Annotated in this window: 19 protein-coding genes; 12 read left to right on the plus strand and 7 right to left on the minus strand. The window is 62.6% G+C overall.

Annotated elements, in window-relative coordinates; genetic code table 11:
- Positions 1-95: 95 nt before the first annotated feature.
- Entirely contained in the window at positions 96-878 is a 783-nt protein-coding gene (locus MNAB215_RS18125) for an enoyl-CoA hydratase/isomerase family protein (protein ID WP_077080049.1), read from the plus strand.
- 152 nt (positions 879-1,030) lie between these two features.
- Here MNAB215_RS18125 and MNAB215_RS18130 read toward each other — a convergent pair whose 3' ends face one another.
- Together MNAB215_RS18130 and MNAB215_RS18135 are read right to left on the minus strand one after the other, a co-directional pair.
- Entirely contained in the window at positions 1,031-1,588 is a 558-nt protein-coding gene (locus MNAB215_RS18130; RefSeq protein WP_077080050.1) for a TetR/AcrR family transcriptional regulator, read from the minus strand.
- An 84-nt stretch (positions 1,589-1,672) separates the two neighbouring features.
- Entirely contained in the window at positions 1,673-2,389 is a 717-nt protein-coding gene (locus tag MNAB215_RS18135; protein WP_077080051.1) for an SDR family oxidoreductase, read from the minus strand.
- A gap of 560 nt (positions 2,390-2,949) precedes the next feature.
- Between MNAB215_RS18135 and MNAB215_RS18140 the strand changes: the two genes are divergently transcribed.
- The 5 genes from MNAB215_RS18140 (at position 2,950) to MNAB215_RS18160 (ending at position 9,653) form a co-directional block, all read left to right on the plus strand.
- Positions 2,950-4,701 carry a hydantoinase B/oxoprolinase family protein gene (locus MNAB215_RS18140; RefSeq protein ID WP_077080052.1) on the plus strand — a complete coding sequence of 584 codons (1,752 nt, stop codon included), beginning with the start codon at positions 2,950-2,952 and terminating at the stop codon, positions 4,699-4,701.
- Positions 4,698-6,752: a hydantoinase/oxoprolinase family protein gene (locus tag MNAB215_RS18145; protein ID WP_077080053.1), complete on the plus strand. Its 2,055-nt coding sequence runs from the start codon at positions 4,698-4,700 to the stop codon at positions 6,750-6,752. Before MNAB215_RS18140 ends, MNAB215_RS18145 begins: the two co-directional genes overlap by 4 nt.
- Positions 6,753-6,880: 128 nt before the next feature.
- Positions 6,881-8,038: a M24 family metallopeptidase gene (locus MNAB215_RS18150; protein ID WP_083746166.1), complete on the plus strand. Its 1,158-nt coding sequence runs from the start codon at positions 6,881-6,883 to the stop codon at positions 8,036-8,038.
- 38 nt (positions 8,039-8,076) lie between these two features.
- Positions 8,077-9,195 carry a M24 family metallopeptidase gene (locus MNAB215_RS18155; RefSeq protein ID WP_077080055.1) on the plus strand — a complete coding sequence of 373 codons (1,119 nt, stop codon included), beginning with the start codon at positions 8,077-8,079 and terminating at the stop codon, positions 9,193-9,195.
- A gap of 2 nt (positions 9,196-9,197) precedes the next feature.
- Positions 9,198-9,653, plus strand: coding sequence for a VOC family protein (locus MNAB215_RS18160; RefSeq protein ID WP_077080056.1), 456 nt, complete (start codon positions 9,198-9,200; stop codon positions 9,651-9,653).
- A 52-nt stretch (positions 9,654-9,705) separates the two neighbouring features.
- Here MNAB215_RS18160 and MNAB215_RS18165 read toward each other — a convergent pair whose 3' ends face one another.
- The 3 genes from MNAB215_RS18165 to MNAB215_RS18175 all read right to left on the minus strand — a co-directional run bounded on the left by MNAB215_RS18165 (position 9,706) and on the right by MNAB215_RS18175 (position 12,704).
- Positions 9,706-10,935 carry an amidohydrolase family protein gene (locus MNAB215_RS18165; protein ID WP_077080057.1) on the minus strand — a complete coding sequence of 410 codons (1,230 nt, stop codon included), beginning with the start codon at positions 10,933-10,935 and terminating at the stop codon, positions 9,706-9,708.
- A 90-nt stretch (positions 10,936-11,025) separates the two neighbouring features.
- Complete coding sequence (locus MNAB215_RS18170) at positions 11,026-11,661, minus strand: TetR/AcrR family transcriptional regulator (RefSeq protein WP_077080058.1); 636 nt, start codon at positions 11,659-11,661, stop codon at positions 11,026-11,028.
- Between the two features lie 299 nt (positions 11,662-11,960).
- Positions 11,961-12,704, minus strand: a complete 744-nt coding sequence (locus MNAB215_RS18175) for a TetR/AcrR family transcriptional regulator (RefSeq protein WP_342743230.1) — start codon at positions 12,702-12,704, stop codon at positions 11,961-11,963.
- Positions 12,705-13,393: 689 nt separating this feature from the next.
- Between MNAB215_RS18175 and MNAB215_RS18180 the strand changes: the two genes are divergently transcribed.
- Genes MNAB215_RS18180 through MNAB215_RS18205 form a run of 6 tightly spaced genes read left to right on the plus strand, consistent with a single transcriptional unit; the run spans position 13,394 to position 21,080 of the window.
- A complete protein-coding gene (locus tag MNAB215_RS18180) occupies positions 13,394-14,611 on the plus strand; it encodes an MCE family protein (RefSeq protein ID WP_083746169.1) in 1,218 nt (405 codons plus the stop codon).
- Entirely contained in the window at positions 14,608-15,648 is a 1,041-nt protein-coding gene (locus MNAB215_RS18185; RefSeq protein WP_077080060.1) for an MCE family protein, read from the plus strand. The genes MNAB215_RS18180 and MNAB215_RS18185 overlap by 4 nt, the downstream gene beginning before the upstream one ends.
- On the plus strand, positions 15,641-16,723 hold the full coding sequence (locus MNAB215_RS18190) for an MCE family protein (RefSeq protein ID WP_077080061.1): 1,083 nt from the start codon (positions 15,641-15,643) through the stop codon (positions 16,721-16,723). Before MNAB215_RS18185 ends, MNAB215_RS18190 begins: the two co-directional genes overlap by 8 nt.
- Positions 16,720-18,141, plus strand: a complete 1,422-nt coding sequence (locus MNAB215_RS18195; protein ID WP_077080062.1) for an MCE family protein — start codon at positions 16,720-16,722, stop codon at positions 18,139-18,141. The genes MNAB215_RS18190 and MNAB215_RS18195 overlap by 4 nt, the downstream gene beginning before the upstream one ends.
- A gap of 47 nt (positions 18,142-18,188) precedes the next feature.
- Entirely contained in the window at positions 18,189-19,469 is a 1,281-nt protein-coding gene (locus tag MNAB215_RS18200) for an MCE family protein (RefSeq protein WP_083746332.1), read from the plus strand.
- Entirely contained in the window at positions 19,470-21,080 is a 1,611-nt protein-coding gene (locus MNAB215_RS18205; RefSeq protein ID WP_077080063.1) for an MCE family protein, read from the plus strand.
- A 42-nt stretch (positions 21,081-21,122) separates the two neighbouring features.
- On the opposite strand, the gene MNAB215_RS18210 is transcribed toward MNAB215_RS18205, so the two are convergent.
- Together MNAB215_RS18210 and MNAB215_RS18215 are read right to left on the minus strand one after the other, a co-directional pair.
- The gene (locus tag MNAB215_RS18210; RefSeq protein WP_077080064.1) at positions 21,123-21,665 is read right to left on the minus strand and encodes an Rv2253/PknI dimerization domain-containing protein; all 543 of its coding nucleotides are present in this window, start codon (positions 21,663-21,665) and stop codon (positions 21,123-21,125) included.
- A 185-nt stretch (positions 21,666-21,850) separates the two neighbouring features.
- The gene (locus MNAB215_RS18215) at positions 21,851-22,660 is read right to left on the minus strand and encodes a FadR/GntR family transcriptional regulator (RefSeq protein WP_077082126.1); all 810 of its coding nucleotides are present in this window, start codon (positions 22,658-22,660) and stop codon (positions 21,851-21,853) included.
- Positions 22,661-22,700: the final 40 nt, after the last annotated feature.

Genomic DNA, 22,700 nt, shown 5'->3' on the forward strand with positions numbered 1-22,700 from the left:
ACCCAGATCGCGCGGCGGTTCAACGAGCAAGTGAGCGTCCTTGAGGCGGTGGACCAACTTACCCACGCGATTCAGCCACGGACTGAGGAGACGACATGAAATACGACCTTCCTGACGAGCTGACCGTTGACGTCGACGGTGCGGTCCGCACGGTAACGCTCAACCGCGCCGCAGAGCTCAATTGCACGAATGCCAACCTGCATTGGGCCCTGGCCAACGTCTGGCGGCAGCTCTCCGCCGACACCGACGCCAAGGTGGTCATTCTCACTGGCGCTGGCCGGGCTTTCTGTGCTGGCGGCGACATCGGTTGGATCACAACGTTTCTCGACGACCCGGTCGCCAGGGACGAAAGCTTGCGCGAAGGCGCGCAGATCGTCGAGGAAATGCTGCGCTTTCCGCTGCCGGTGATCGCCGCGGTCAACGGCCCCGCCGTCGGGCTGGGCTGCAGCATTGCGCTGCTTTGCGACATTGTGTTGATCGCCGAGACGGCCTACCTCGCCGACCCGCACGTCAGCGTCGGGCTGGTCGCCGGAGACGGCGGTGCCGCGTTGTGGCCACTGCTGTGCCCGATCCTGCGGTCGCGCGAATACCTGTACACCGGCGACCGCATCCCAGCGGCCACTGCGGTCGATCTCGGGCTGGCTAGCCGCACCGTCGCACCCGATGACCTGATCGCGCAGGCGCACCGGCTCGCCGAACGCCTCGCCGCCCAGCCCACCGAGGCACTTCGGGGAACCAAGCGGCTCGTCAATATGTACCTGTCTCAGGTGCTCGGCGGACCGTTGCAGGCTGGGTTCGCGGCCGAGCGGGTCACAATGCAGAGCGACGAGCACCGCGGGAAGATCAGCGCGTTTCAGCAGAAGTTGAGCCGCTCATGACGCCGGCAGTCGTGGAGCATAGTGCCGGCTGTCCCGTAAACCCGAGCACGAGCGATCGTCTGAGCAGAAGCAACTCTCGGCGGGTTGGGCCCCTTTCTGCATCCTGAGAGTTTGACGTCGTTTGGAAGGAAATGCCGATGTGGTTGGACTATCTAGCTGGCCGCCGCATTTCGACGGGGGAGCCGACTCCGACGGGGCTCGAGGCCCGCTGCGTGACGCAGTTCCGCCAGAAACTGGTCTGGGTCCCCGCTTCCGAGCATGTAGTGACTGACAGCGATGCGGACTAGGGCGGCAGCAGCGATGTCGCTGTGCTCATCCCGGATGATCTTGGCGATCGATCGATGCATTGTGGGCAGTGCACGTTTCATCTGATGAAGTACATGGTCGGGTTCGATCTCGGCGAATAAATGAAGCGAGGACGACGGCTGGAATTCGACGATGAACGCCAGCGCGGCGTCGAGGCCATCGGGCCCACTCAGTCCGGCGATCGCCGCGGCGATCCCGGCGTCGAAGTTGTCCTGTTCGTACAGGCCGAAGGCCTCGAGGAGGCCTTCCTTCGAGCCGAAGTGGCGGTAGAGCGTTGGGCGTGAGACCTGCGCTTCTGCAGCGACATCCGATAGCCGCAGCCGGCGTCGCCCACCGCGCGCAAGGACGGTGAATGTTGCGTCGAGGATTCGTCTGCGCAGTGACGAATCCGCCTCAATGGGCACCGGCTACCTCCCTCGGCCCCCTTTACATCCATAGATTCCCCCGGCCGCCGGCGGGGGCGGCGTGAAAAAACAGGGCTGGTTCGGTCAGCTCGATGCGGCGCGCCGTTGAACTTCGAAAGGCACGACGGGCGGTCTGGCCCAAGGTCCCCGGGTGACGGCATTGAGCCGAATCTCGGGTAGGTCCACAGATGGGTCGACGGTGTCAAGCCACGCCACCGCGTTCGCCACATCGGCCACGCCTAGGGCGTACATCTCGAACGGAACATCTTGGAGCATTTCGGTTTCCACTGGCCCCGGCGTCACGACGTGTACTGCGATGCCGTCTCGGTCCACCTCGAGGGCCAACGCCCTGGCGAACGCATTCATGCCGGCCTTCGAGGCGGAATACGCGGTGCGCGCCGGCATCGGTTCGTGCGCGGCTGATGACGAGATGAACACAAAACGCGATCCGGGCCTCATCAGGGGCAGTGCGGCCTGGGTGAGGACGAAACACGAGTCGAGGTTGGCTGCCATCGTCGTGCGCCATTGGGAGAAGGATTGCTTGCGCGCGTACGTCCCGCCGAGCACACCGGCGGCGTGCACGATCAGGTCGACCCGGTCTAAGCCCGCTGTGACCGCGGCAAAGCTTGCCGGGTCGGCAGCGTCCGCGACGACGTATCGTGCGCCGATTTCGGCGGCGGCGGCGCTCAGTGCCGCCTCGCCACGTGCGCACAGCACGACCTCGTAGCCACGCTCAGCAAGCTCGCGACCGCACGCTTTGCCGATGCCGCCGCTGCCGCCGGTGATGATCGCGTTTCGCACGCCTGGTCCTTTCGTGTCGATGTGTCTGGTGCTGCGGCCGATGCCGCGCCTTCAGAGATTGCGGGCCGTAGGCCCGCGCCGACGCTGTGCTACTTCGAATCGCCGTTCAGGACGTCGACCTGGGTGTGGAAGATGTCGCCCGGCACTACCGTTGAGTCAACGATAACAGTTACCGTTTAGCATCATGTTCGGCGTTCACGATCGGGACACGTGTGGACGCTGAGCGTATATTTATTATGTTTGTATAAATAGCAGTTTTGGAAGCCGTCAGAAGTTGGTGTCATGAGCGAAGCGCTATCAGGCTTCCCCGTCGCCGCCCATCCGAAGGGTGGGTTCGAGGTCGCGCACCGTCGTGGTGCCACCGAGGGCCCGCTGTCAGGTCGGCAGGGCTTCGGTGGTGGTGGTCGAGGCGCGATCCGGGGGCGCACGGGTGGCGTTGTCACGCATCAGCGGCAGGGCCGCCGACAAGGACATGGGCGCCTACTTGCCATCGGGCGGGTGCGGCATCTGATGACCCAGTCATTGTCCATCAGGACAGTCCGTGCACAGGAAGGGTGCGTATGACCGAAATCGATTCCGGCACTGTGGATGTCGTCACCGCGAGCGTGATCCGCTCGGCGATGGAGACCATCTGCTTTGAGATGGCGACCTATGTGTCGCGTACCGCGACCACGCCGATCCTCAACCAATCCAACGAACGCAACGCCACCATCCTGGATGCCGACGGCAAACTGGCGGCATTGTCGGTGGGCATCCCGCAGTTCATGTTGTCTTCGACCCTGCCGGTGCGGTTCGCCGCCGAGTTCTTCGCCGGGGAGTTGTATCCGGGCGACGTGATTATCGCCAACGACCCGTATAACGGTGGCGGCCATCTTCCTGATGTCAACGTGTTCTCGCCGGTGTTCGATGAGGCGGGCAACGTGATGTTGTTCGCTTCCATCCAGTGCCATCATGGCGACACGGGGGGTGCCATGGCGGGCGGCTACAACGTGTTCGCCAAGGACATCTGGAGCGAGGGGGTGCGGTATCCGTTACTGAAGATCGTCGAGGCCGGCCGTGAGCGCCGCGACGTCGTGCTGACGATGAGGGCAAACAACCGGTTGCCTGGTTTCATCGGAGATTTGCGCTCCCAGGTGGGCGCCGCCCAACTCGGCGCGCGCCGACTCACCGACGTTATTAGTGAGTACGGGCCCGACACTGTCGAGGGCGCGATGCGCTGGTCGATCGACGACGCGACCCGGCGGTTTTCCAACGAGATCAGCGGCTGGCCGAACGGCACGTACGAAGCCGATGTGTATTGCGACTCCGATCCCGCGGGCAACCGCGACATCCATGTGCACGTTGCTATCACCGTCGAGGGCGACCGGTTGATCATCGATTTCGAAGGCTCTGACACCAGACAAGACATCAACGCTTGGTCGACCTTCGGCAACACCCGCGGCAACGTAATCGCTCAACTGGCTACCCTGGTCGACCCGTCGATCCCGAAGAACGAGGGCTTCTTCAACTGCATCGACCTGCGGGTGCCTAAGGGTTGTTGCCTGAATCCCCCTGAGGGCAAGCCGGTTTCAAGTGGCACGCATCATCCAGGTGTCGAGGTCGGCGACGCGATCGCCATCGCGATGAGCAAGATCATTCCCGATCGCTGTTGCCCGCAGGCCTACAAGTTCGGTAGCCCACGCCAGATGTGGGGGGATGTCGATCCACGGACCGGCAAGTCGTTCTTCGACCACGGCGGCGAGGTCAGCGCGGGCTGGGTGAGCGCCGCCAAGGGCACCGACGGGTGGGGTGCATTGTCCGCGGCCAACGGCAACCTGATCAAGGCCAGCGCCGAGATCAATGAGCAACTGTTCCCACACATCCTTCGCGGACGCAACTACCGCACCGACTCGGGAGGCGCCGGCCAGTGGAGGGGCGGTTGTGGCAGCCACTTCGTCAAGGAGGTACGCACACAGACCAAAGTCAATCAGTACGTGGTGAACCAGAGACACACCCATCCGGGAATTGCGGGGGGGTGCAACGGCTCGCCCGACCGTGTCATGGTCGGCACAGAACTGGTCGACCCGGCGGTGTCCGGCTACCCGCTCGAGGCCGGCGAGAAGGTCGTCTACGACTTCGGCGGGGGAGGCGGCTGGGGCGAACCGCTATTGCGTGATCCGCAGGCTGTGCTGGACGACGTCTGGGACGAATATGTTTCGGTCGAAGGGGCGTTCCGCGATTACGCGGTCGTGATCACTGGTTCGCTCGAGGAAATGACGCTGGCCGTTGACCACGAAGCCACCGAGCTCGAACGCAAGCAGCGCAACTCATGACCACCACCGAGGGTGCCGGATACCGCATCGGCGTCGACGTCGGCGGGACCTTCACGGACTGCATATTGCGTCGCGCTGACGGGACATTGTTGATGGACAAGGTCCCGACCACCCCGCACGACCAGAGTGAAGGCGTCCTTACCGGCATCGAAAAGCTCGCCGAGGCAGAAGGCATCGGGGTTGGCGAACTGCTGTCGCGCACCCGAACGATCGTGCACGGCACTACCACCGCAGACAACGCGATGATCCAGATGAACGGTGCACCAACGGGTTTGATCGTCACCCGAGGTTTCAGAGACGAGATCGAGTTCCGTCGCTGCTACAAAGAGGACATCTGGGACCCGACGCTGCCCGCACCGGAGCCCATCGCTAGGCGACGGGTTCGTCTCGAGGTCGACGAACGGTTGACCGCCGAAGGCGAGATCGACACGCCGCTTGACGACGAGCAAGTCCGCAAGGCGGCGGCGCGTCTGCGAGCGTTCGGGGTGACCTCGATCGCCATCTGCTTCTTGCATTCCTACATCAACCCGGTGCACGAGTTGCGGGCCAGGGATATCGTTCTCGACGAGTTTCCCGACGTGGAGATGATCTCGGTGTCGCATGAGATCATGCCCAAACCGCCCGAGTTCGAACGCACCTCGACAACGTTGGTGAATGCCTATGTCGGGCCGCCGATCGCATCGTATCTCGGCCGGCTCACCGCCAGACTCGCCGACAACGGCTACCGTCATCGAGTCCTGGTGGCGACCTCGGCCGGCGGCATCGCCACCGCCGAAGCAGCGGCGAAGCGTGCCGTTGCCACAATCGGATCGGGCCCCACCGGCGGGGTGTCTGCGGCGGCTCGCGCCGCGGACCGCGCGGGTATCGGTGATGTCGTCAGCGTCGACATGGGCGGCACCAGCTATGACGTTTGTCTGATCAGGTCGGGAAAGCCCGAGATCAAGATGGACTGGAACTGGTTTCACCGATATTGCATCGGTCTCCCGATGATCGACATCCCTTCGGTCGGTGCTGGGGGCGGCTCGATTGCTTGGGAAGAAGGCGGCGTTCTTCACGTCGGTCCACAGTCGGCGCAAAGTCAGCCTGGGCCAGTCTGTTACGGGCGCGGCGGGACCGAGCCGACGGTCACTGACGCCGATTTGGTACTCGGCCGACTCGATGCCGCCGGATTCAACAATGGCCGCACGACCCTTGACGTTGATGGTGCACGAACCGCGGTGGCGTCGTTAGGCCGGTTGGTGGGTCTCGGCCTAGAGGAGACGGCGGCGTCGATCTTGCGTTTAGTCGATGCGAACATGACCGACGCTGTGCGCCGTGTGCTCTCCCTGGCCGGCGCCGATCCGCGCAAGCTTTCGCTCGTCGCCTTCGGCGGGATGGGAGGTGTGCACGCGACGACGCAGGCGCGGGCACTGGGTATGCGTCGAGTAATGATTCCCCGTGCGGCAGCAGGGTTGTCAGCGCTCGGCCTGCTCAGCGCCAACCACATCGTCGACGATTCGCGTGGCTACATCGCGCCGTGCGCCGAGGTCGATCGAGATCATCTGGCGAACCTGGCCGCCGAGCTGGAAAGTGCGGCACGCGACGAGCTCAGTGTGGCCGGCGTGCCGACGGAGCGGGTCCGGTTGGAGTGGTCACTTCTGTTGGTGTATCCGGGCCAGACGTTCGACACCGCGATCGCGGTGGACGACCCGACCGACGTCGAAACCGCCGTCGGCGAGTTCCATCGGATTAACGCAGAGGCACGCCTGATCGAGGCACGGGCGCAGGAGCCCGTGGTCCGTGGTGTTCGCCTCACCGCAATCGGTGAAGTAGAGCCGTTGGCGCAGACCCCCCTCACCGAGGTGCAGTCGATCAAACCCACTGGACAGCGCACGATGTGGGTCGGCGACGCTTGGCACGACGCGGCGGTCTACGACATCGACGCGGTCCGGCCCGGTGTGACGGTCTCCGGTCCCGCGGCCATCGTCAGCCCGTTTACCACCGTGATCCTCGGCCCTGCTGAACACGCGAAGGCCACCCCCGACGGAGATCTATTGATCGAGCTCGACTGAGAGATGAATGGGTGGATGGCCGCCGTCGAGGCAGCGCAGCGGACGGGACGAGCGTGACGACTGAGGACTGGTCGGCAGGAGCGACCATCGGGGGTCTGCCGATACCGGCGCGGCCCGATCTCGCCCGTATGCGTCGCGACCGCTATGACCGGTTACAGCACGAACTTCACAAACAGGAGATCGACGGGCTGGTCTTGCTGGCGTCCAGTGCGGTCAGTTATGCCACCGGAGCAACCGCACCGGCGGCCGATGGCGATCGCGCGGCACTGTTTCGCGCGGTCGCGATCGTCGGCCGGGGAGATCCCGCACCCCATCTGTACACGCCATATGTCGACGGTGCCCCACCCGACCTGGCCGACGACCATCTGCACGGCGCACTGTTCCCCGACCTCGACGACGGATTCGACGTATTCGCTGCGGCACTAAACGCACACTTCGGTCCGAAAGCCCGGTTGGGTGTCGACGATCAAACTCACGCCATGTTGCGTGGGCTCCCCGACTTCGATTGGGTGGACGCCGGAGACGTGCTGGGCGCGGCCAAGATCATCAAAACCCCTGATGAGCTGGCCTGTATCCGGACCGCGCAGCGCCTCAACGAATTGGCTATGGTCGATGCGCTGCGGTCGCTGCGGCCCGGCGTCCGCCAGACCGACCTGAGCGCAGTATTTCTGCGCCGGGTGTTCGAACTCGGCGCCACCGCCGGCGGGATCGACCCGATCTGGCAAGTGATGGCCCCGACCAGGGCCGAAGGCCCGTGGACGATACACGGTGACCTCGCCTACCCGACAGTGACCACCGACCGCTTCTTACGTCACGGCGACGTCTTGTGGGTCGATGCCGGCATCATGTGGCAGGGGTATGCCTCCGATTATGGGCGGACCTGGGTGGTCGGTTCGGCTCCAAATCCCCGCCAGGAGGCCCAGTTTCGGCGTTGGCGCGGCGTCGTCGATGCGGCGCTGGATATCCTTGCCCCCGGCGTGTCTGCGCTCGAGCTCGGTACCGCTGCCACCGCCGCCAACAATGGGATACGGCCCTGGATCACACACTTCTATCTCGCCCATGGCGTGGGCACGGAGAGTGCTGAGATGCCCTTCATTGGAACCGATTTCGGCGATAAATTCGACGACGCACTGATCATGCAACCCGGGATGGTGCTGGTGTTCGAACCGGTGATCTGGGATGAGGGAGCCGCCGGCTACCGGTCAGAAGACATTGTCGCAGTGACTGATTCGGGATGGGTGAAGTTGAGTGGCTCTACGTACGAACCGTTCGGGTTTCCGATATGAGCCCGGCGGCGCGCGACCGCGGCCTACGCGTTGGCACAATGGCTTTGGAGGACGGCTCGCGCACCGACTTCACCGGGCTACGCGCGCAGCGCCGCGCCAAGGTGTTCGACGGAATGGCACGTCACGGCCTTGATGCCCTGCTCCTCGGGGGGGTCGGCAACGTGCGGTACGTGTCGGGCGCTCGCCAACTCGGACGCGCCGGCGTGTTGGCCTTCGCCCCCGCCGCAGTGGTCGTCGCCCAAACCGGCAAAGTGCATTTGCTCTCCACCTGGGATGAAGGTGTACCGCCGGAAATCGGTCGCGAGGATCTGTACGGACTGGTGTGGAACCCGGTTAATCTGGCGAGCGAGCTTGGCGAAATACCTGGCCTGCGCGCTGCGGCACGCGTCGGCACCGACGGACTGACACCAATGTTCGCCGCGCTCATCGCCGACCACGTCACCACCGCCGAGATTGTCGACGCCGCCCCCGTGATGCAGGCCGCCCGCCAGGTCAAGACCCCCGACGAGATCACCTGCGTGAATGTCGCTGCGGCACTGGCCGAGTCCGCGCTGACAACAATGGAGGATGCGCTGCTGCCCGGAGTGGCCGAGCGTGACCTGCTCGGTGTCTACCACGAGCGGGTTGCCGTTCTCGGCGCGCCGAATCCACCCTCGGAAGCGGTCTGCTTCGCCACGCCCACCCAGGGGCCGGTGCGGTTTCGTCACCTGGCCACCGACCGGCCGATCGGCGATGGTGAACTGGTCGTGCTGGCCCCCGGTGCGTTGTATGCCGGATACGAGGCGGGCCTGGCGTGCACCCGGATCGCCGGGCGTCCTGAACCGCCGGGTGCGGCGGGACTGGCCGACCGCTGCGCACGGTCTCTTGAGGCGCTGCTGTCGGTCTGCGGACCCGGCAACACCGGTGCTGACTTGTATCGCGCGTGGCGGCAGGCCGGCAATTCGGAACCCGAGGTGGCGCTGGCCCACGGACTGGGCCTGGGCGCGGAACCACCGGTCATCGGGTTCGGCCGCGGGGCCGATGCAGTGATCCTGCAGGACATGGTGCTCTGCGTACAGTCGTGGGTCACCGAAGTTGGCACCGGTGGCTTCCTCCAACGCGTGACCGTGCACATCGATGGTGACGGACCGTCGGTGCTGACTCGTTTCGGAAGGTAGTAATGACCAGTCATCGAACGGTTTTCAACCACGTCGGTCTTTGTGTTGCCGACCGTGCGAGGTCGCGTCGATTCTACGAGGGCCTGTTCGGATTCCAGTTCTGGTGGGAAATCGATCCACCCGACGAGGGCACTGACCGGTTGCTGCAGATGGACTCGCCGATCGGACTGCACGCAACCTATCTCCTCCGCGACGGTCTGGTCCTCGAGTTGCTCGACTATTCGAAGCGCCGACCGCACTCCGGTGGGGACCGTGTGATGGATGAGATTGGCTTGACGCACATTTCGCTGTCGGTGTCAGATCTGGCCGCCGTACTCGACCAGGTGGTCGAATACGGCGGATCGGTCGTGGCCGAAACCGCCACCGCGCGTTCGGCGATGGTTCGTGATCCCGACGGCCAACTGCTCGAATTGCTCGCCGACGGGTGGTTGGCGGTCTTACCGCCGCGGCCCGCCTGAACCTGGGTGAGCGTGCGGGGCGCCCGGCACGCTCACCACGGTCGGGATGTGATCAGGTCAGGACGAGCGCAGGTACGTCGGGCTTGTGGACGATCTTGTTGGGGACCTTGAAGAGGTCGATCATGTTGCCGCCCATGACTTTCCGGACGCCCTCCTTGTCGAGGCCGTGCCCCTCGAGGTCATCGACCAGGTTGATCGGGTCGGAGAGGCCCTCCGGATGCGGCCAGTCCGAGCCGAACATGATGCGGTCGATGCCGCACAGATCGGCCATCTTTTTGAAGTCGTCTTCCCAGAAGGGCGCGACGTACACACAGCGTTTGAATGCCTCGATCGGATCCTCGGGGAACTCGTGCGGCATCTTCGAGTGGACGTCTTTGAACTGGTAGAACAGGTAGGGCACCCACGACGCGCCGTTCTCGACCGACAAGACGCGCAGATCGGGGTTGCGGGTCAGTGCACCATGGCAAACCAGTGCGGCCATGGTGTCCTCGATCGGCCGCTTGCCCATCGCGACCATCCGGAAGGCGGTTGGCTTGAACGGCTTGAACTCGTCGCCGGGCTCCCAGTCGTTGAGGTATTCGGCGTAGCCGCTGTCCGAGGCGTGCATCGACACCGGGATGCCGGCCTTGACGCACGCATCCCAGAACGGATCGAACTCCGGCAGGCCAAGCGAGCGGCTGCCACGATATCCGGGCACCGGCGCGGGCCGGACCAGGACGGTCTTGGCGCCCCTCTCGAGGCACCAGTCGAGTTCTTCGAGGGCGCGATCGATGTTGGCCAAGTTGATGACCGGCGTGGAGAAGATGCGGTCCTCGTAGTTGAACTGCCAGGTCTCATACATCCACTGGTTCAGCCCGTGGATGATGTCCAGGATCAGGTCCGGGTCGTCCTTCAAGCGTTCCTCGACGAGTGAGGCCAGTGTCGGGAACATCAGCGTGTAGTCCAGGCCGAGCCCGTCGAGAACCTCAAGGCGTGCCGCGGGATTGCGGAATGCCGGGATCGCCTTCATCGGCTTGCCCATCACCTCGCGAAAGCTCTTGCCGCCGCTGCCGTGCCGGAAGTATTCCTCCTGAGCGCCTGGCCGCGCAACCACTTCGAACGTCGGGTTGGGAATGTAGTCGCTGATCACGTTGCGAACCATGATCTTGGTACGGCCATGAATGTCGATGTAATCGATGACGCCCTTACGGCTTTCCGGCAGAAATTGGGTCAGTGCTTCCTTGGGTTCGTAGAAGTGGTTGTCGGCATCGAACACCGGGAAGGAAAGCTCGCGTGATGGCATGGTTGCCTCCTATGCGTGTTTGTTTGCGCGAAGTGGTAATGACGTTACCATCTTTAGCGGTGACACAACGCCACGAGCCGACGAGGTTGGTCAGTTGGGTCGGCCTGGGGCGAGGACGCCATACACGCAGAACTCATAGATGTGCCGGCCGTCGATGGGGTGTCCATTGAGTTCGACCCCGAGCGAGCGCAGCCGCGTGGCGCCAAGAACCGACTGCATGATCAGCGCGGAGCGGGTTTCGACCTCGAGTCCGTGCTGGTAGGCACCCTCGGCGATACCGCGTTTCAAGATGTCCTGAATCAGGACGTGCAGGGGAGAAAGGACCCGGGCGTACTCGTTGGGTCGCGACTCCGCGAGGTGGTCGTTGTAGCAGGTCAGACCCCGGTTGATGCTGTCTTGCTTCGACGATGAAGCCGGTGCGGTGATCCGCTCAATCAGCCTTTGCAAGGCGACCTGACTCTCCAGGCCGTCGGTGTCCTCGCGCCAGCGCCGGGCCGACTCCGCCATGATCTTGTCGATCAGAGCCAACAGTAATTCATCTTTTGATGAAAAGTGCTGGTAGAAAGACCGCAGCGAGGTTTTGGACCGTTCGGCGACCTCAAGCACGGTGAAGTCGGTGCGGCCGGTCTCCCCAAGGATGGCCAGAGCGGATTCGATGAAACGACTGACACGCTCCTCGGTATCCGGGCGAGCGGCGGTCTGCGGCCATCTGTTGGATTTCGCCATCGCTCACCCTCCTCGCCGGTGTTGGCGGTGCGAGAATGACGTTACCGCACCTATCCACCTGGCGCGCTCAGCGCATCAGCATCGCAGCTCTGGTCGGAATAGATACCGTCGCTGTTTGGTTGGAATTCGGTTATCGAATTGGACGAACTCGAGATCGATTGGGCGCGATGACGACGAGATGTCATCTCGTGAACTCCCCGGGCCTCATCGCACACAGGCGGTGACATGGCGTAGGGCGCCGAAGGAAGAACTTCGGAAGGGTTCCTGCCTTGCCTCGCGCCCTATCTAGCGCATCCTGCTTATGGCGACCCGTTTGGCTTCTCAAGATGACGCTCCCGACTTTCGGGCGATGAATATTTCAGCGCGGCGGCAATTGCTTTCGGCGCGACACCGAGCCCGCGCAGGCAGAAGTCCTGCACCAGTTCCCGCGTCTCGCCGATGTCATGGTCGCCTCTTGCCCACTGGCGCTCGATGGTGGCCCAGACAGCACCTTGTATGGCCAGCGCTGCGCTTCCTGGTTTCGTGATAGTGAAAACTCCGAGTTCTCGTCCACGCCTGAGGCTCTCGACGAGCGGGGCTAACATCTCGGCGTAGGCAGGACTCACCAGTTCGGGTGCGGCGAACATTTGCGAGTTCGCTTCCAGCGACATCTTGCGCAGATCCGATCGGATCTGACCGTTAAACGCGAGGTCTAGGCGTCCGTCGATCCAGGCGGCAACCGCGCCAATGGGATCGCGCGCCGTGGCCATCCTTCTGCGTAGCCGGCGGGTCTCGATGCGCGCCATCTCCAGGAACATCGCCGACACCAGCGCGTCCTTCGAGTCGAAATGGCGGTAGAACGCCCGGGTGCCCAGTTGTGTGCGGCTCAGGACGTGAGCCACTGTCAAGGAGCCGAGTCCGCCCTCGCTCACGATTTTCGACGCTTGCGACAAGATCGCCGAACGTTCTCCAGGGTCCGGCTCGAATTTTCTGCGCCTGATCGCGGGAACGGAATTCACTGTGTATGCCCTCGTTTGGTCAAGTCCTGAGTGTCCTGCGGCCACCCAAGAAAAACCTACGGTACCGCGGCGTGGTCCTCGGTGATGTGTGTAGAAGTCTTTCGACCAACGGATGCACGATTCAAGGCGTGAACGATGTTTTCATTTACTCCTGTCATGTATCACGTCCCGCACCCCCCATTGTTTTAATCGAGGTCCCGTCAAGCGGACGGCGGCATCGTTTTGGCCCGGAACCGCAGATAATCAGATTTCGACAACGCTAGCTGCATAGATTGGATGATCACCCGGGCCTGGTATCCCACGGTTGCTCGCCTGCAGTGCTCGCCGCAACGCATGCCCGCCGTTGACAGGCGCATCACCGGTGCCTACAGTTCGGTACACCTAACGTAAATGGCGTTTTCACCGTATGCGCGATGTTCCTGTGGAGGGCGGGCGGTCGTGGATCGATGCAAGAACACGGGCGTCGCTTCTTTTACGGCTTCACAAGGTAACCGTGTCTGCCAGCGCAATCCGGGGAGCAGGCCAAAGTAGCGAAAGCATGGTGCTAGTTGACTGAGCGACATAGCGTGGCCGCGGTTCTCGCGCCAGACCCGCTGAGCCACAACAGGATCAACACCGGAGATGGAATGCGTCACGTACACGTCGTACGGCCTACCGGGATCAGCACCCGGCGCTGCGCGTGGGGCGCCGGACGCGATGGTGGGCATCGTCCGGGGCAGCGTTAGCGAAGACGCATGGACGATAGTTCACCTGACCGGCAGGCTGGCCCGCCATCCTATGTGCGCCCCTTGGCGGGGTTGGCGACCGTTGTTGTGAGTGCCGCTGTCATCGCTGTCGCGGTGGGCCTGTTTCGTGGCGACTTCACCGAAAGTGTGCCGGTTACGGTGGTTTCACCGCGTGCGGGGTTGGTGATGGACCCAGACGCAAAAGTGAAGATGCGCGGAGTGGTCGTGGGCAAGGTCACCTCGATCCAGTCGGGGCCTGACGGTGACGCCGTCCTGAACCTCGCTATGCAGCCGTCACAGATGCATCTCATCCCGTCAAACGTGCTCGTCGACATCGCATCCACGACAGTGTTCGGCGCCAAGTCCGTTGAGCTTGTGCCGCCGGCCGATCCTTCGCCGCAGCCGTTGCAGGCGAACGCCGTTCTACAGAACAAAAGCGTCACCGTGGAGATCAACACGGTATTCCAGGAATTGACGTCGGTGCTGTCGTCGATTGATCCCATCAAACTCAACGAAACCTTAAGCGCGGTAGGGTCGGCAGTCGGTGGCCGCGGCCACAAGATCGGTGAGATGTTGTCCAACCTGGATGCGTTTCTGGCCAAGCAGGAGCCTAGCCTTCCCGCGCTGAGTCACGACCTCGAGACGCTACCCGAGGTGAGCAATGCCTACGCGGACGCGGCACCGGACCTTATTGCGACAGTGGACAATTCGGTCAAGATCAGCAAGACGATCGTAGACGAGCAGCATAATTTGGAAGCGTTCTTAATCAGCACGATCGGTTTGGCCGACATGGGCAACGACGTGGTGGGCGGCAACCGGGACGCGCTGAGCAAGGTCGTGCATCTGCTGACTCCGACCACCGACCTGACCAACGAATACCACCAGGCGCTGTGGTGCGGTCTTAGCTCGGCCCTGGTGAACCTGCACGCTACACCGCTGCCCGACCCGGGTATCACCGATCTGCCTAGTCTTGAACTGGGTGCCGACCGCTACCGGTACCCAACCAACTTGCCTAAGGTGGCAGCGACCGGCGGCCCGCACTGCGAAACCCTTCCGACCGTGCCCTTTAACGTGGCCCCGCCCTTCATCGTCACCGATGTCGGCGCCAACCCGTGGGCGTATGGAAACCCGCACGTGCTGATCAATTCCGATGCACTCAAACAGATGTTGTACGGGCCGATCGCGGGGCCGCCGCGCAACTCCATGCAGATCGGGCAACCCGGATGAGCAATTCGCGGGGGGTGATCATCAAGTTCGGCATCTTCGGGCTGGTGATGGTGGTTGCTACGGTGTCGTTGCTGTTCATCTTCGGTCAGTACCGAACCGGTTCGACGACAGGGTATTCAGCGCTGTTCACCGATGCGTCGCAGCTGAAAGAGGGCCAGACGGTCCGAGTCGCCGGCGTCCAGGTGGGCACGGTCAAAAGCGTCTCGCTGCAGCCGGACAAGACAGTGCTGGTGAACTTCAACGCCGACAACAGCGTCGTCCTGACTACTGGCACGCGCGCCGTCGTTCGCTACCTCAACTTGGTCGGGGATCGCTATCTTGAGCTCGTCGACGGGCCGGGATCCACCAAGGTGCTGGCGGCTGGCGCGCAGATTTCGATCGACCGGACTTCGCCTGCGCTCGATCTCGACCTGCTGCTTGGTGGTCTGAAACCCGTTATCACCGGCCTTAACCCGCGAGATGTCAATGAGCTGACCGCGTCGTTGGTGCAAGCCTTCCAGGGCAAGGGCGGCACCCTGCAGTCGTTGCTGGCAAAAACGTCGTCGTTCTCAAATACCTTGGCTGACAACAACCAGACCGTGCAGCAACTGATCGACAACTTGAACACGGTGCTCGCCACTCTGGACAAAGACGGTGACAAGTTCTCCGGCGCGCTAGATCGTGTGCAGAAACTGGTCACGGCGTTTTCCGATGACCGCCGCATGATCGGCGCCGCGATCGACTCGCTGGACAGCGGAACCGCCTCAATTGCCGACCTGTTGAACAGGTCGCGGCGGCCGCTGGCGGGAACAGTGGACCAGCTGAACCGGTTGGCTCCGGCGCTCGACGATGGCAAGCAAAAGATCGACACGTCGCTGGGCAAGCTGCCCGAAAACTATCGAAAACTGGTGCGGCTCGGTGCCTATGGCAGCTGGATCCCGTATTACCTCTGCGAGATGAGCCTGCGCGTCTCGGACCTGCAGTACCGGACTGTCGTCGTGCCCATTTTCAAGCAACAAGGCGGAAGGTGCGCAGAGCCCAAGGAACCCAATGAATAAATACCGGGGTGCCCGCCTCATCAAAGCCGGATTCATTGGCGTGGTTCTGATCATCCTCGTCATTGCCGTCGGTTTGTCCCCCGACCAGTTCGTCCAGCGGGCGACCATGGTCCGTTACCAGGCTCGCTTCGCTGAAGCGGGCGGCTTGGTCGCGGGCAACGACGTTTTGATTTCGGGAACCAAGGTCGGCGCCGTTGCGGATGTGAAGCTGGACAACGGCGATGCGCTGGTGACGTTTAACCTCAAGGGCACGGTTCAGCTCGGTTCGTACACCACTGCACACATCAGAACCGGTTCGCTGCTGGGCAAGCGGGTGCTCGCCCTGCAATCAACGGGCAACAACACGATGCGCCCGCTAGATGTCATACCGCTGTCGCGCACGTCCTCGCCATACTCGCTGAGTGAGGCCCTCACCGACCTCACGACCGATGTGGCCGAAACGAATACCGACTCGCTGAACCACTCGCTCGACACGCTGTCGGAGACGCTGGACCAGATCGCACCGCAATTGGGTCCGACCTTTGACGGGGTGACTCGGTTATCACAAGCCCTCAACAGCCGGAACAAATCGTTGGGTGAACTGTTCAAGGGTGCGGCCGATATCACCAAGATCCTTTCGCAGCGCAGCGACCAGGTAAACACGCTCATCCTCAACGCCAACGATCTTCTGTCGGTACTAGCGCAGCGACGGCAAGAAATTGCCGATCTGCTGGCCAACACTTCAGCGGTGGCCAAGCAGCTCGAAGGACTGGTGCATGACAACGAAAGCAAGCTCGCACCAACACTGCAGCGGCTTAATTCGGTGACGGCGATGCTGGAGAAAAACCGGGACAATATCAGTAAAGCGCTGCCGGGTCTGGCCAAGTACGAGATCACCACGGGCGAAACAGTCGCCCAGGGGTATTACTACACCGCGTACGTCCCGAACTTCTTGGTATCGCAGCTATTCCAGCCTTTCTGGGACTACTACTTCGGCTTCCGGGCCAACGGAGCGCCGGGTTCGCCGCCGGATAATGCGGGGCCGCGGGCGCTGTTCCCGTTCCCGTTCAACGGCATTCCGGGTGGTTCGCGATGACGGTGCTCGAGAGGATTCCGCCGCACAAGCTCAAGGCCGGGCTGGCAGTCGTCCTGGCGGGGCTCGTCGTGTCCGGCACGGCGGTGGCGATCAGTAATACGTTCTTCAGGCCGACCACAGTCACGGCGTACTTTCCCACCGCCACCGCGATCTATCCCGGTGACGACGTACAGGTCTCGGGTGTCAAGGTCGGCACCATCTCCGCGATCCACGCCGAAGGCACGCGGACCCAGATGACCCTGCGCGTCGATCATGGCGTGTCGATTCCGGCGGACGCAAAAGCGGTGATCGTCGCCCAAAACCTGGTGGCTGCCCGCTATGTCCAACTCACCCCGGCCTACCGATCGAGCGGCCCCACCATGCGCGACGGCGCAGTGATACCGCTGGAACGAACGGCCGTCCCCATCGAATGGGACGAGGTCAAAACCCAATTGATGCGGCTGGCAACGGAATTGGGACCCAACAGTAAAGTCTCAACACCGTCAGTAGCACGATTCATCGACAGCGCCGCCGACGCCCTGGGCGGTAACGGAGACAAACTGCGGCAGACGCTGGCTCAGCTGTCCGGAGTTGGACGGGTCTTGGCCGATGGCAGCGGCAACATCGTCGACATCATCAAAAATCTGCAGACTTTCATATCGGTACTTCGGGACAGCAGCGAACAATTGGTGTTGTTCAACAACCGGCTTGCCACGCTGAGCAGCGTGCTCGATGAGAACAAATCCGATTTGGACGCGGCGTTGACGAATCTGTCGCAAGCGGTCGTTGAGGTGCAGCGGTTCATCGCGGGAAGCCGTGACCAGACCTCCGAACAGATTGCTCGATTGGCCGACCTCACCCAGATCCTGGTCAAAAACCAAACGGCGCTGAAGAACGTTCTGCATGTGACGCCCAACGCACTGGCCAACGCCTACAACGACTATCAGCCCGACACGGGAACCATCCGCGGCGCGTTCTCCGTCTCCAACCTCGCCAATCCCGTTAATGCCCTCTGCGCACAACTGGGGGCCGTCGAAAACGTCACCGCGGTCGAATCGGGCAAGCTGTGCGCCCTGTATGCCGGCCCGGCCTTGCGGGTGTTCAACCCGTTCTTCTACTTCAACTTCAACTATCTGCCCATTCCGCTCAACCCGTTCCTGCAGCCGTCGGCGGACAAGCAAAACATCGTTTACAGCGAGCCGCGTCTGGCACCCGGCGGTGAGGGTCCCAAGCCCGGCCCGCCCGAGTTGCCGCCGGCGGTGTCCGCTTACACCGGGCTGCCCGGCGATGTGGCGCCCGCGTCCCCCCCACCACCACCGGGGCGGATACCCGGAGCGGCGATGCCCGAGCCTCCGGCGCCGACGACTCCTGGAATGTCCCCGCCGCCGGCACCGGCGCGCATCCCGAGTCTGCTTCCGGCGGAAGGGGACCAACCGTGACCGCGAACGTGCTGGCCCGGCGGGTGTTCGTGCTGTGTTCGGCTGTCATGCTGGCCGCGACCGGATGTGCGTTCAACGGGTTGAACTCACTGCCGCTGCCCGGCACGGTGGGGCGCGGGCCAAACGCCCATACTTACCATGTCGACATTGCGAATGTCGGTACACTGGAATCGAATTCACCGGTAATGATCAATGATGTCGTTGTTGGCAGCATCAGCAAAATGGCGGTGCACAACTGGCATGCCTATGTTGACGTCTCGTTGAAGCCCGCTGTCGTGGTGCCAGCGAATGTGGTGGCCACCGTGGGCCAGACGAGCCTGCTGGGCTCGATGCATCTGGAACTCAGTGTGCCGCCCGGTCAGACGGCCAGTGGAAGACTGCCGGCGGGTGCCACCATACCGCTGAGCAAATCGTCGGCATTTCCATCGACGGAGCAGACGCTGTCGTCACTGTCGGTCATGATCAACTCGGGCGGTTTCACCCAAATCGGTGACATCATCCACAATTTCAACGCCTCGTTGTCCGGGCACGCGGGTGAGGTCCGCGACTTGCTCGAGCGCCTGGATAGATTCGTCAACACGATCGACCTGCAACGCGACAACCTGGTGAGGTCGGTCCAGGCCTTAAATAGGCTTGCCGGCACGCTGGCTGGGCAGCGCGACGTTATCACCGAGGCGCTCAACAAAATACCGCCGGCACTCGACGTGCTTCTTAGCGAGCGGCCACGTATCGTCACCGCGCTCGACAAACTCCGGACGTTTAGTGACACCGCCACCAAGTTGGTCAACGACGCCGGAGATGATCTGGTCAAGAACCTGAAGAATCTCGAGCCCACCATCGGCGCGCTGGCCGATGTCGGACCCGAAATCGATGACGCACTTGCCTACGCGCCGACCTACCCGCTGACGCAAAACGTCATCAACCGAGCTGTTAGGGGCGACTTCCTCAACGGCTTCTTCACCTTTGACTTGACGAACGCGCGACTGCGCAAGGGACTACTGCTCGGTACCCATTGGGGACGATTGGGCGCCGACCTTGTGCCGGCTCCCGGAGACCCGGCGTATTTGCAGTATCAATATCCAGAGGGCGGCACGGGGGTGGCGCCACCCGTCGGCCAAGGGCTGGCGCCCGTGCCAAATCAGGGACTTCCACTTCCCGCACCACCACCCTCGTCTGCGCCGGGAGGCGATCAGGGGCCGCCAGCATATGCACCGGGACCGCCGCCCGCGCCTGCACCGCAGCCGGCGGTAGCACCCGGGCTTGATGCGAGTTCCCCGATTCCGGGCGCGACACCGGTCATAAGCCAGCCGCCGGAAGCGGGGCCGTAGATGCTGACTCGCTTAGTACGTATCCAACTCGTGATCTTCACGATCTTCGGGATTGTCGGCTTGCTGGTGATGGCCGTGAACTACCTTCAGGTACCGACCTTGCTGGGTATCGGCAAGATGACGGTCACACTAGAATTGCCGGCTACCGGCGGTTTGTACCGCTTCAGCAATGTGACCTATCGCGGGATGCAAATCGGCAAGGTGACGGAGATCGAGCTGACCCGCCATGGCGCGAAAGCCACGATGCGCCTTGATGCTTCACCGAAAGTCCCGGCGGATCTGAAAGCGGAAGTACGCAGCCTGTCCGCGGTAGGTGAGCAGTATGTGGATTTGCGACCCCGCAGCGATTCGCCACCCTACTTGCACGATGGCTCAGTTATCGCCATGGGCGACACCACGATTCCGCAACCAATCGGTCCCGTGCTCGACCAGACCGCTAACTTGATCAGCAGCATTCCCACGGGCAAGTTCAGTGCATTGCTCGATGAGTCGTATAAGGCATTTGATGGCGCCGGTTACGATTTCGGTTCGCTGTTCGACTCTTCGGCAAAACTCTCTGGTGATCTCAACGGTGTCGCTGACCGCGCGCGAACCCTGACCGAAGACACTGGGCCGGTGCTGGATTCGCAAGCGCAGACCACCGACTCGATCCGGCTCTGGGCGCGCAGTCTTGGCGGATTCACCGGGCAACTGGTGCAAGATGACTCGCAGCTTCGCAGTCTGCTGCACAAGGGGCCTGGAGCGTTCAACGAAACGTCTCGGCTCCTTGACCAACTCAAACTGACGCTGCCTGTGCTGCTGGCCAACCTGACAACACTCGGCCAAATCGGTGTTACCTACCACGCCTCGATCGAGCAGGTGCTGGTGCTGCTACCGCCGTTCAGTGCCGCCATTCAGTCGTTTATCGGCACCAAGAATCCGACCGGGTATGCGCAGGGAGATTTCGCTTTTGTGGTTGACGATCCGCCGGGATGCACCGTCGGTTACCTACCGCCCAGCCAATGGCGTTCCCCGGCCGACACAGCCACTGTCGACACCCCCGACGGGCTGTACTGCAAACTGCCGCAAGATTCGCCGATCGCGGTCCGCGGCGCCCGCAACTACCCGTGCATGGGCCAGCCGGGCAAGCGGGCGCCGACAGTCGAAATCTGCGAAAGCGATAAACCGTTCGAACCGTTAGCGATCAGGCAGCACACGTTTGGCACCTATCCGCTCGATCCGAATTTGATTGCGCAGGGCATCCCGCCGGACGACCGGGTCAATTGGTCCAGAGACAGGATCTTCGGCCCGGTCGAGGGAACACCGATGCCGCCGCCAGCCGGAGCTCCTTCCAATACCAACGTCATGCCGCCGGTGCCGCAAGGCGTTGAACCCATTGCGCCCATTGATATTCCGTCGCCCGGGCAACCGGGTCCGTCGGGCGGCGAGCCCCATGCAGCCCCAAGTTCATTCGGCAGCAATGGATCTAGGAGAACGACCGGCGGTCCTTCATTGGCCCTTGCACACTACGACCCTCGTACGGGGCGCTATGTGGCTCGGGACGGCCAAACGTATCAGCAATTGGATCTTGTTAAGCCAGCGAAAACTTGGCAGGAGATGATTCGCCCCTAGACCAAACGTACCGAATGTCCTGAAGTTTCGTGTCGCGCGTGGTCAGCTGATCTTGTCCAACCGGAAGGGCATCTCGATCGCGAGCCATTTGTTCACCCGGCATGCGCCACTCGGGCCGACGGTTTTATCCCTGCCCGCCAGCGTCGAGGATCCGGCCTGGAAGTTGCCGTTATTATCAACGGGAACGAAGGTGAAGACCTGCTGTCCGGTATTCGGGGACCCGTCGGGACAGGTTTCCCAGTTGGGGACATCGTGTTTCACGATCCATTGTTGACCGTCGTGTGAGGCCAACGGTGCGCTCCAACCCTGGTCGCTGGTCACCGTACCTCGGCATTCCTGGGCGTCGAGGCACGACGAATTGATCGTCCATACGCTCCGCACCGTCGCCTCATCGTGATAGGCGTCGTTCGTCTTGGCCCAGTTGCCGAGCGAGGTGGCGTTGTAGCGGCCACTGAGAGCGATGTCAGTAGCTGCCTGGGCTGACGGCACGACGACCGAGCCGCCAATCATAATGGCGCTCAACAGTGTTCCGTGTGCGAGCCTGCGCGCAGGCACGGCTATTGGGAAGGTACCGAAACGCTTCATTGCACACATCGCATACTCCTTGGCGCGTTACAGCCAAACATTAACACCGTTGCTGCCGGCTGGGCGATGCTTTCAGTTGACAGAATTCACTAATAAAGGAGTGGGCGTACGACCTACCCGGAGGTCCGTAGATCGCCGACTACGCTGCGCCGGCCCGCCGTGTGGAATTCGCGAAAAGGCAATCGTTACAACGTGTACCGGGACAGTATCCGCGGCTGCAATGCTTGAATGCGTTGATCGCGATCTCCGGCATCCAGGTAAGTCTGAGCGTCACAGGCGTGGCCCGACGCCAATCGCCTGGCCTTTTCGCCATCGCCGGCCTCAACGGCCCGCGTGAGCTCGATGTGGCCACTCAGTGCGGCCTGCCGCCCGGCGAGGTCGAGAAAGTCACCAGCGGCGGCGGTCTGTTCTGCCGGTTGACGCTCATGACCAGCCCAGAGGGCCTCTAGACTGCCCATTACTGCGCCCAACGTGTGATTGCCACAGCCGTGAACGAGTACTTGGTGAAAGCGTCGCCCGATCTCCGCGAAGCGAGCTGTGTCGTCGAGGTGTGCCGACGCCTCGTCATTGAGTCTGACCAATTCCGGTACCAGACTAGTAGTTCGGTCGGGTCTTTGAGCGGCCATGAAGGCACAGACGGGCTCCAATGCTCGCATTGCCTCTCCCAGATCAGTTAGCCGAACCGAGTTGCTTTGCAATACCAGCCCGAGCATGTACGCCGCGGAGGCTTTGGCGGGCGCATGGACAACCGCGCCGCCGCGGTTACCGCGCTGCACCGATACGAGGCCTTCGGTCTCTAAAATCCGCAGGGCCTCGCGCAGCGATACCAGGCTTACCTTGAAGCGCTTGACCAGAACTTCCTGGCGGGGAAGAAGGTCGCCGTCGACTAGCTCCCCGTCGAGAATTTGGCGCCGCAGCTCCTCGGCGATGATTTCCGCGGTTCGCCGTGCAGTTAGCCGACGCCGCGCCTCGGCGCCAATTCCGATGGCGGTCATAGAGTTTCCCCCAGCGGCCGTAATAAGCGCCGCGGCGCTG

Origin of the sequence: Mycobacterium numidiamassiliense, assembly GCF_900157365.1 — a bacterium.
GTDB classification, from domain to species: domain Bacteria; phylum Actinomycetota; class Actinomycetes; order Mycobacteriales; family Mycobacteriaceae; genus Mycobacterium; species Mycobacterium numidiamassiliense.